This window comes from Streptomyces sp. SID1328 (assembly GCF_009865595.1).
GTDB lineage: Bacteria > Actinomycetota > Actinomycetes > Streptomycetales > Streptomycetaceae > Streptomyces > Streptomyces griseoluteus.
The window spans coordinates 1-8,358 of sequence record NZ_WWKH01000062.1 but is presented as its reverse complement, the minus strand read 5'-3'; the positions used below and the strand labels follow the sequence as shown (position 1 = coordinate 8,358).

The following is an 8,358-nucleotide window of genomic DNA, read 5'->3' as shown; positions in this document are numbered from 1 at the left end:
GAAGAGGCCATGGACCGGCTGGTGTTCGCCACCGCCCGGCTGAACGAGGCCCGGCGGGCCGCCGACTCGGGCGGGAAGGGGCGCACGGTACGACAGCTCCGGGCCGCCGAGGGCTCGGTGGCGCAGGCCGGAATCCTGGTGGCGGGGGTGGACCGCGCGGCTCGCCGGCTGCGGGAGGCGGCGGCCCTGGTACCGGCCGCGCTGACCGGGGCGGAGGCGGTGCTGGCCGAGGCACGGGCGACGGGCACACCGGTGCCGTCGGGTGCCGACGACACCCTGGCCGCCGTACGTACGGAGCTGACGGCGGGCCCGTACGACCCGCTGGACGCGCTGCGCCGGATCACCCGCGCCCTGGTGCGGCTGCCGGGCGCCCGGAGCGGGGTGCTGGACACCGCCGCCGACCTGGTGGCGCGGGCGGCCGCCGGCGAGGCGGAGGACTTCGTCGCGGTGCACCGGGGCGCGGTCGGCGCCGACCCCCGCTCCCTGCTCGCGGCAGCCGTGCGCACCCTCGCCGCACCCCACCCGGTCGAAGCGGCCGTCCTCGCCCGCCGGGCCCTGGAACTGGCCGAACGGGACGTACGGGCGCACGGCCTGCCGGAGTCCGGCACCCGGGGGACCACGGGAGCGGTCCTCGGCGGGGTGCTGCTCGGCGAGGAGCCGGACGGGGGCCCGCCGGTGTCGTTCGGCGGGCCGGAGACCCGCGGAAGGTTCAGAACAGGCTGAGCAGTGCCTCCGCCGGGTCGGTCAGGGGGCTGTCGGCGCCGGGGAGCGGCAGCTCGAACCACACCGTCTTGCCGCGCGGGGTGCGGCGGGAACCCCAGGCGGCGCTGAGGAGGCCGACCAGTTGCAGGCCGCGTCCGCCCTCGTCGGTGTCACGGGCACGGCGCCTGCGGGGCTGGACCAGACCGGCGTCCCAGACCTCGCAGACCAGGGTGCGGTCCAGCAGCAGCCGGAGCCTGATCTCGCCCTCGCCGTACCGCAGGGCGTTGGTCACCAGCTCGCTGACCAGGAGTTCCGTGGTGTCGACCAGGGGTTCCAGGTCCCAGCTGAGCAGTTGCGCCCGTGCGTACTCGCGGGCCCGGCCCACGCTGCGCGGTTCGCGGGGCAGCGTCCAGTCGCCGACGGACTCGGTGGGCAGGCCCTGGACGCGGGCCATGAGCAGCGCGATGTCGTCCTCGCCGTGCCGGGTGTCGAGGCTGTTCAGGACGTGGTCGCAGATGTCCTCGAGCGGGCGGGAGGGGTCGGTGAGCGCCTGCACGAACGCCTGGAGTCCTTCGTCCAGCGGATGATCGCGGGACTCCACCAGGCCGTCGGTGTAGAGGGCGAGCAGGGCGCCCTCCGGCAGCTCGACCTCCACCTCCTCGAACGGCTCGCCGCCCACGCCCAGTGGCATGCCGGGCGGCACGTCCAGCATCAGCGCGGCCTCGCCGGGCTCCATCAGCACCGGCGGCAGATGGCCCGCGTTGGCGAAGGTGCAGCGCCGGGTGACGGAGTCGTAGACCGCGTACACACAGGTGGCGAGGTAGACCTCGCACAGGTCGGCGTCGCGCGGCTGGCGGGCGGCGCGGGTGGCCTGCTGGACGCCACCGGGAGTGCCGAGGCCGCGGGCGATCTCGTCCAGCGCGGAGAGCACCTCGGCCGGTTCGAGGTCGAGCAGGGCCAGGGTGCGTACCGCCGTGCGGAGTTCACCCATCGCCACGGCCGCGCGCAGGCCGCGTCCCATCACGTCGCCGACCACCAACGCCGTGCGGTGGCCGGGGAGTTCGATGACGTCGAACCAGTCGCCGCCGACTTCCGTCGCCGCGTTGCCGGGCAGGTAGCGGCAGGCGATGTCCAGACCGGACGCCTCGGGGTCGCCGGGCGGGAGCAGGGACCGCTGGAGTATCAGCGCGCGTTCGTGCTCGCGGCGGTAGAGCCGGGCGTTGTCGATGCAGACGGCGGCGCGCGCGGCCAGCTCCACCGCGAGGTCGCGGTCGCGGTCCCCGAACGGCTCGCTGCCCTTGGTCCGGGCGAACTGCACGATGCCCACCACGGTGTCGTGCGCGACCATCGGCACGGCGAGCGTGGACTGCACCAGGCCGCCCTCCTCGGCGGGCACCCGCTGCGGCCGGGCGGTGCGCAGGGCGTCCGCGGGCGGGGAGTTGAACGGGAAGCGGTGCACCGCGCCCAGCTCCACCCGCTCCCCCGAGCCGCCGAAGGGCGCGTCGGAGACGGCGCTGGCGAAGGCGACCCGGCGCAGTTCGGCGCTGCCGTCGGCCAGCTTGGGCGGGGCCTCGTCACCGGTCAGCAGGGCTTGGTAGAGGTCGACGGTGGCCAGGTCGCAGAAGCCGGGGACGACCACGTCGAGCAGTTCGCGGGCGGTGGTCTCCAGGTCGAGCGAGTTCCCTATGCGGGCGCCGGCCTCGTTGAGCAGGGCGAGGTTGCGCCGCGCGGAGGCGGCCTCGCGGGCGGCCTCGCGCCGGGCGGTGATGTCGGTGCCGAGCCAGGCCACGCCGATGGGGCGCCCGCTGCCGCTGTGCACGCGGTAGAGGTTGATGGACCAGTGCCGGCGCTCGTCGGAGTCCGGTACGAAGCCGGTGACGTGCATGTCCGTGATGGAGTCGCCGGATTCCATCACCCGGCGCAGGGTGGCCGAGACCCGGTCGGCCTCGGCGCGCGGCAGATAGTCATACACCCCCTTGCCCCGGTGGTCGTCCGGAGTGCCGCCGAAGATCGACGCGAACCGGGTGTTGGCCCGGCGCACCCGGAGATCGGTGTCGATCAGCAGGAACCCGAACGGAGATTGGCCGAATATCGCCTGCGAAGCCGCGAGGTCTGTCTCGATGCTGCGCAGGGTGCGCACGTCCACCACGATGCAGACGGCGGCCTTGTCGCCCTCGGCGGTGCGGGTGGGCATGACGTAGACCTCCGCCATGCCCTCCTCGCCGCGCGAGCCGTCCTCGCCGTCCGGCATCCGGAAGGGGACCACGCCGGTCCACTCCCGCCCGTCCAGGATCTCGGCCATCTTCCGCTGGCCGCGACTGCGCAGGTCGGGGTCGACGAACGCCTCGATCGGGTCGAGGCCCACGGCCCGGTCGGCGGGAATGCCGAAGAGCTGTTCGGCGCGCAGGCTCCACTGCTCGATCAGCCCGCCGGGGCTGAGGGAGAAGGACGCGACCTTTATGTAGTCGTACATCGAGCCGGGTGGACTGCTCTGCCACATGTCGGCGGGGGCCGCCTCCTCGGCGGCCCGGCCCCTCGCGGCGTCCGACGGGTCCTCGGACTCCGTGGCCTTCGCTGGTATCTCGCTCACGCGAACCGTCCCCTCCAGCTCACCGCGTCCGGCACCGGTCACCGGGGGCGGCTGCCCCGCAGTATTCAGCACTACGGCGCCGCACAACACGGTGTTCACGATCACAGCTCGGTACGGGTGCCTTCCGGCCCGTGCTGCGACAACACTTCCAGTCTTCTAACCAGCGAACACGACCTCGAACCACGCGCCCGGCAACGCGCTTGCGCACCGGGGCACGAGCCGACCCACGCGGGGGCGCGCGCACCCCCTCCGTACTCCGCTCTCCGCCCGCCGTGCCCCCGATGCACCCGCCGGCGCTCCGGGTCGTGGGGCGCGGGCGGGCATCATTCGGGGATCGCCAGTTCGAACCAGACGGTCTTGCCGCTGCCACCGGGCCGGGTGCCCCAGCGGGCGGAGGAACCCGCGACGAGCGCCACGCCCCGCCCGCTCTCGTCCTCGGGCCGCGCGATCCGCTCGCGAGGCGGGTCCGGCACCTGGTCGGAGACCTCCACCAGCAGCACCCCGCCGAGCCCCGCCGGGCGCACCAGCCGCAGCCCGATCGGGCCGTCCGCGTGCCGCAGGGAGTTGGTCACCAGCTCGCTGACCAGCAAGGCCGTCAGATCGGCGAGGGAGTCCAGATGCCAGCGGCCCAACTGGCCCCGGACAGCGGCACGGGCCGCGCGCACCGCGCCGGGTTCCGAGGGGAAGGTCCCCTCGGCGCAGTCGCCCTCGGTGTCGAACACGCCGATCACTTCCCAGGCAAGCGAGCCCACCCATGTCCGATTTCATGGGGTTACTGGCCACGTACCCGGTATGCAGGGGGCAGTACCGCGCGGGCCGGGGCACTGTGGCACGAACGGCGTACAGCGTCCGGTGGCCGGCCGGGCAGCCCCCGGGGGGCTCGGCCAAGGAGCACAGGGGCGTAGCGGGGTACGGCCGGCCCGGCTTCGGCTCCGTACGCCGGGCGACGCACCTCGTACGCCGGTCAGCGCGCCTGCACGCCGAGGCGGGCGGCGATCTCGCGGACGGCCGGGACGTCCTGGTCGAGCCAGGGCACGTCCCAGAGGCGGTCGGGGGTGAGCCAGCGCACTTCGTCGTGGTCCTGGAGTGCCTCGGGTCCGGGGGAACCCGGACGGAGCCGGGCGGTCCACACCCACAGCACGTAAGGGTTTCTCAGCGGCCATTCCCCCGGCACGCGTTCGACCGCCTCGGCGTCGATGCCGAGTTCCTCGCGCAGTTCGCGCACGAGGGCCTCGTCGGGTTGCTCGCCGGGCTCGACCTTGCCGCCGGGCAGCTCCCAGCGCCCGGCCAGCTCCGGGGGCGCGCTGCGCCGCGCGGCGAGCAGCCGGTCCCCGTCGAGCAGGGCGGCCCCCACCACCACGATCCGTTCGGTCATGGTCCGGAGCCTACGGGAGCACGCCCGTGGTCAGTTGCGCGTGCTCTCGTCGTGCTGGCTCACGCGTTCCACACAGTAGAGCTGCCTGTGCCCGCGGCCGTCGAGACTGTCGGCGATCTTCTGGGCTTCCGCCCGCGTCGCGTACCGGCCGACCCGGTAGCGATTGCCGTTGTCGTCCTGACGTATGACGAGCCAGGGCAGAACGACCGCACCCTCGTTCATCGCCCCCACCGTTTCCCTTCCCGTGCCCCTAAGCACCCGCCCCACCCGCTTTCCGCTCCGGGGCTCCAAGGTGTCCCGCCCGAGGAAACCGCAATACGCATATGCCCGAGCGTACGCCCAACCTTCACACAGCGGATACGGCTTTTCACGAAGAGGTACGCAACCGGCCAGAACGCAGGGGGCGCACGGAATCGAACGCGCCGCTTGGGACGGCGGTCCGCACGGATGGGCCCGACCGCCGCCCACCAGGGACGACGGCCGGAGTGCTGCGGGGCGACGGCGGGAAGCGCGGGATTCGTACGCCGGGGTACGCCCCCGGGGAGCGCGTCCCCTGTGCGCTACCTCACGATGCGGCGTCAGCGCACGGAGAGGTGGTACGCGACCTGGTAGCGGTCGGCCGGGATGACGACGTCGGCGGTCTCCACCGGGCGGCCCGAGGCGTAGTAGGTGCGCTGGATGACGAGGACGACATGGCCGGGAACGCCCCCGAGCAGCAGGAGTTCCTCCGCGAGGCCGGGGCGGGCGCCGACCTCCTCGGTGACGTTGTCCACGATCACGTCGATGGCGCGCATCCGCTCCACCACGCCCATCCCGCCCAGCGGGCCCTCCTCGGGCAGCATGACCGGGGTGCGGCCGGTCACGGCGAGCGGCTCCCAGGAGGTGGAGAGCATCATCGGCTCCCCGGCGTCCCGGAACAGGTACTTCGTGCGCATCACCCGCTCGCCCGGCTCGATCCCCAGCCGCTCCGCGACCCCGGCACCGGCCTCGGCGCGCTCGCTGCTGGACTCCCAGGTGCCGTGCGCGGTCGCGTCGGCCTGCTCCTGCCGGAAGGGGGTGGCGCCGCCCGAGGGGCGGTACCCCGAACGCGCCACACTGCGCGGCACCGGGCGCTCGCGCACATACGTCCCCGAGCCGGACCGCCCCTCGACCAGGCCCTCGGCCATCAGCACCTTTCGGGCCTCGAGCGCGACCGTGTCCGAGACGCCGTACTCCTCGCGGATACGCGCCTGCGAGGGGAGGCGGGTATGGGGCGGCAGTGAACCGTCGACGATCTTCTGGCGGAGATCACCCGCCACGCGCAGGTACGCCGGCTGCTCACCGAATGTCACTGGCCGCTCCTATCAGGTTGTACAGACAGCAACAGCGTGGCAACCGTGGGTTGTGCCATGCAAGCAAAGGCCAGAGAATCACTCGATGTGATGACGAGGGGCGGCGCACACCTGCGTCCAGCGACTTTCTGCCGGGCCGGTGACTTTCTCCGGCCATGACTCCCCCGCTGGGCCGTGATCACACCTTGGCGCCGTCCTCCGCCGCGTCGTCGCCGGTCCCCCGGGCGCCGGAGCCGGGAGGGGTGGTCGCCGGCTTCAGGGACTTGCGCGGCAGCAGAAGATGCCCCTAAGGGCTCTGCGGGCCCCGCCGGGGCTCTTCGGGCGGGGCGTCCGCGGGCTGCGGGGACGGCTTCGGCGAGCCCTCGGGCTCGGCGGGTTCGCGGGCAGGGGGTATGGACACCGGTACCGTTTCCGGGACGAGTTGCGGCAGCCGGGGCCGACGAGCGGCTCGCTCGGGCTACCGTACGAATGCGCGCATGGCAAGCGGGTCCGGACAAGACCGGAAAACGGGCGCGGTCCCCGAACGGGCGGTGCGCGGAACGGACATGGGGGCGGGGCGTGGGGGACGGAATGAGCGGCGCCGGCATACGGGCGGTCAACCGCCTCACCGCGCGGTGGGCGTGGACGGTCTCGGCGGACGACGGGACGGTGTTCTCGGCGGCCGGTGTGTGGCCACTGCTGGCCTTCCTGGCGGACGGCGCGGCCGGCCAGGCACGGGCGGAACTCTCGGAGGCACTGGGTGTCCCCGCGGACGTGGCGGCCGCGGCGGCCCGGCAACTTCTCGCCGAGATGGCCTCGGTGACGGGCCTGGACGCGGCCCTCGGCCTGTGGACCCAGCAGTCGCTACGCCTACGGGACGACTGGCGCGCGGGGCTTCCGGCGGGCACGTTTGGCACGTTCGGGGACGACCTGATCACCGCCCAGGAGCGCCTCGACGCGTGGGCGGCCGAACGCACCGGCGGCCTGGTCGAGCGGATGCCGCTGAAGCTGACGAGAGACGCGCAGGTGGTGCTGGCAAGCGCCCTCTCCCTGCGAACGACGTGGCGCCAGCCCTTCACCGAGATCCCGCTGCGCCCGGAGCACGGGCCGTGGCGGGGCCGCACGCTGCTGGGCCTGTTCCGCAGGTCGGTACGGCCGGACCGGGTGGGCGTGGCAGCGACCCCGGACGGCCATGTCACCGCCCTGACCGTCCCCGGCGACAACGGCATCGACATCCACCTCGTACTCGGCGAGGAGGGGATGACACCGGGTCAGGTCATCACGGCCGGCGTGGGCCTGGCCGAGCGCACGCTCCCGGTCACCGAGGGCGGCCGCCTGCCCCTGGGCCACGTGGGGCCGGGCCTGCACGTGGAGCAACGCCCGTCCGCGAGCCCGGAACCGATCGCCCTGGACGTCCGCACGGTGGCCTACGAAGTCCGCGCCGACCACGACCTCCTGGCCGATCCACCCCTCTTCGGTCTCCCCACCACCCCGCACGCCCACTTCCCCGGCATCTCGGACACCCCCCTGACGATCGGCGCGGCCCGCCAGTCGGCGGTGGCCCAGTTCAGCGCGAAGGGCTTCAGAGCGGGAGCGGTGACGGCGGTGGCGGCCACCCCGGGCAGCGCCCCGCCCCAACTCCCGCACACCACGACGGTCCTGACCCTCACCTACGACCGCCCCTTCGCCTTCCTCACCACCACCCGCTCCCCCCGCCTCCTGCTGACGTCGGGCTGGGTGACAGCTCCCACCCCCTACCCGGCCATGCACCTCACCCCGGCGAGCACCTCATGAGCAGGCGCTGCCCACTTTCGACCCGGACCCGACCGTCTCCACCCTCCTCACCCCGACGCCAGGGCACGTAGCCGCGCCGGGGTGTCGGAGGCGGCTGCTTCCATGGCGTCATGAGCACCGTGCGCGAGATCGCCACCCTTCTGCGAGCCACTGGCCGAACCCTCTGTAACCGCCAGTCAGTGCAGGCGCCCACCTGCACGGCAAGGGGCCGGCTCCCTGAGGAAGCCGGCCCCTTGTCATCTGCGAATCCGATGAAGCATTCAACTGGCAGCGACGCACTGATCACACGTTGAAGCGGAACTCCACCACGTCCCCGTCCCGCATCACATAATCCTTGCCCTCCATGCGCGCCTTGCCCTTCGCGCGGGCCTCCGCGACCGACCCCGTCTCGACGAGGTCCTCGAAGGAGATGACTTCCGCCTTGATGAAGCCCTTCTGGAAGTCGGTGTGGATGACGCCGGCCGCCTCGGGGGCGGTGGCGCCCTTGGGGATGGTCCAGGCCCGGGATTCCTTGGGGCCGGCCGTGAGGTAGGTCTGGAGGCCGAGGGTGTTGAAGCCGACGCGGGCAAGGGTGGCCAGACCGGGCT

At 73.2% G+C, this 8,358-nt stretch carries 7 protein-coding genes and 1 pseudogene; 2 read left to right on the top strand and 6 right to left on the bottom strand.

The window, feature by feature from the left end:
• Window positions 1-723: pseudogene (locus GT030_RS02005) on the top strand (hypothetical protein); the annotation flags it as partial.
• Here GT030_RS02005 and GT030_RS02000 read toward each other — a convergent pair.
• From GT030_RS02000 to GT030_RS01980, 5 genes are all read right to left on the bottom strand, one after another.
• Window positions 710-3,292 (bottom strand): SpoIIE family protein phosphatase, encoded by a 2,583-nt coding sequence (locus GT030_RS02000; protein WP_161199529.1) that lies wholly within the window; start codon window positions 3,290-3,292, stop codon window positions 710-712. The pseudogene GT030_RS02005 and the gene GT030_RS02000 overlap by 14 nt on opposite strands.
• 323 nt (window positions 3,293-3,615) lie before the next feature.
• Window positions 3,616-4,044: an ATP-binding protein gene (locus GT030_RS01995; RefSeq protein WP_161199528.1), complete on the bottom strand. Its 429-nt coding sequence runs from the start codon at window positions 4,042-4,044 to the stop codon at window positions 3,616-3,618.
• A 212-nt stretch (window positions 4,045-4,256) separates the two neighbouring features.
• Window positions 4,257-4,667 (bottom strand): (deoxy)nucleoside triphosphate pyrophosphohydrolase, encoded by a 411-nt coding sequence (locus GT030_RS01990; protein ID WP_161199527.1) that lies wholly within the window; start codon window positions 4,665-4,667, stop codon window positions 4,257-4,259.
• 30 nt (window positions 4,668-4,697) lie between these two features.
• Entirely contained in the window at window positions 4,698-4,889 is a 192-nt protein-coding gene (locus GT030_RS01985) for an SPOR domain-containing protein (RefSeq protein WP_161199526.1), read from the bottom strand.
• A 356-nt stretch (window positions 4,890-5,245) separates the two neighbouring features.
• A complete protein-coding gene (locus tag GT030_RS01980; RefSeq protein ID WP_086692142.1) occupies window positions 5,246-5,998 on the bottom strand; it encodes a GntR family transcriptional regulator in 753 nt (250 codons plus the stop codon).
• A gap of 570 nt (window positions 5,999-6,568) precedes the next feature.
• On the opposite strand from GT030_RS01980, the gene GT030_RS01975 reads away from it, so the two are divergent.
• Complete coding sequence (locus GT030_RS01975; RefSeq protein WP_161199531.1) at window positions 6,569-7,771, top strand: serpin family protein; 1,203 nt, start codon at window positions 6,569-6,571, stop codon at window positions 7,769-7,771.
• A 282-nt stretch (window positions 7,772-8,053) separates the two neighbouring features.
• On the opposite strand, the gene GT030_RS01970 is transcribed toward GT030_RS01975, so the two are convergent.
• Window positions 8,054-8,358 (bottom strand): DUF933 domain-containing protein (locus GT030_RS01970; protein ID WP_161199525.1); only part of this gene is annotated, 305 nt, incomplete at its 5' end.

Bases quoted from the DNA above. Each gene is read 5' to 3' on its own strand.
- GT030_RS01985 (WP_161199526.1), bottom strand. From the start codon at position 4,889: ATGAACGAGGGTGCGGTCGTTCTGCCCTGGCTCGTCATACGTCAGGAC.
- GT030_RS01990 (WP_161199527.1), bottom strand. From the start codon at position 4,667: ATGACCGAACGGATCGTGGTGGTGGGGGCCGCCCTGCTCGACGGGGAC.
- GT030_RS01975 (WP_161199531.1), top strand. From the start codon at position 6,569: ATGAGCGGCGCCGGCATACGGGCGGTCAACCGCCTCACCGCGCGGTGG.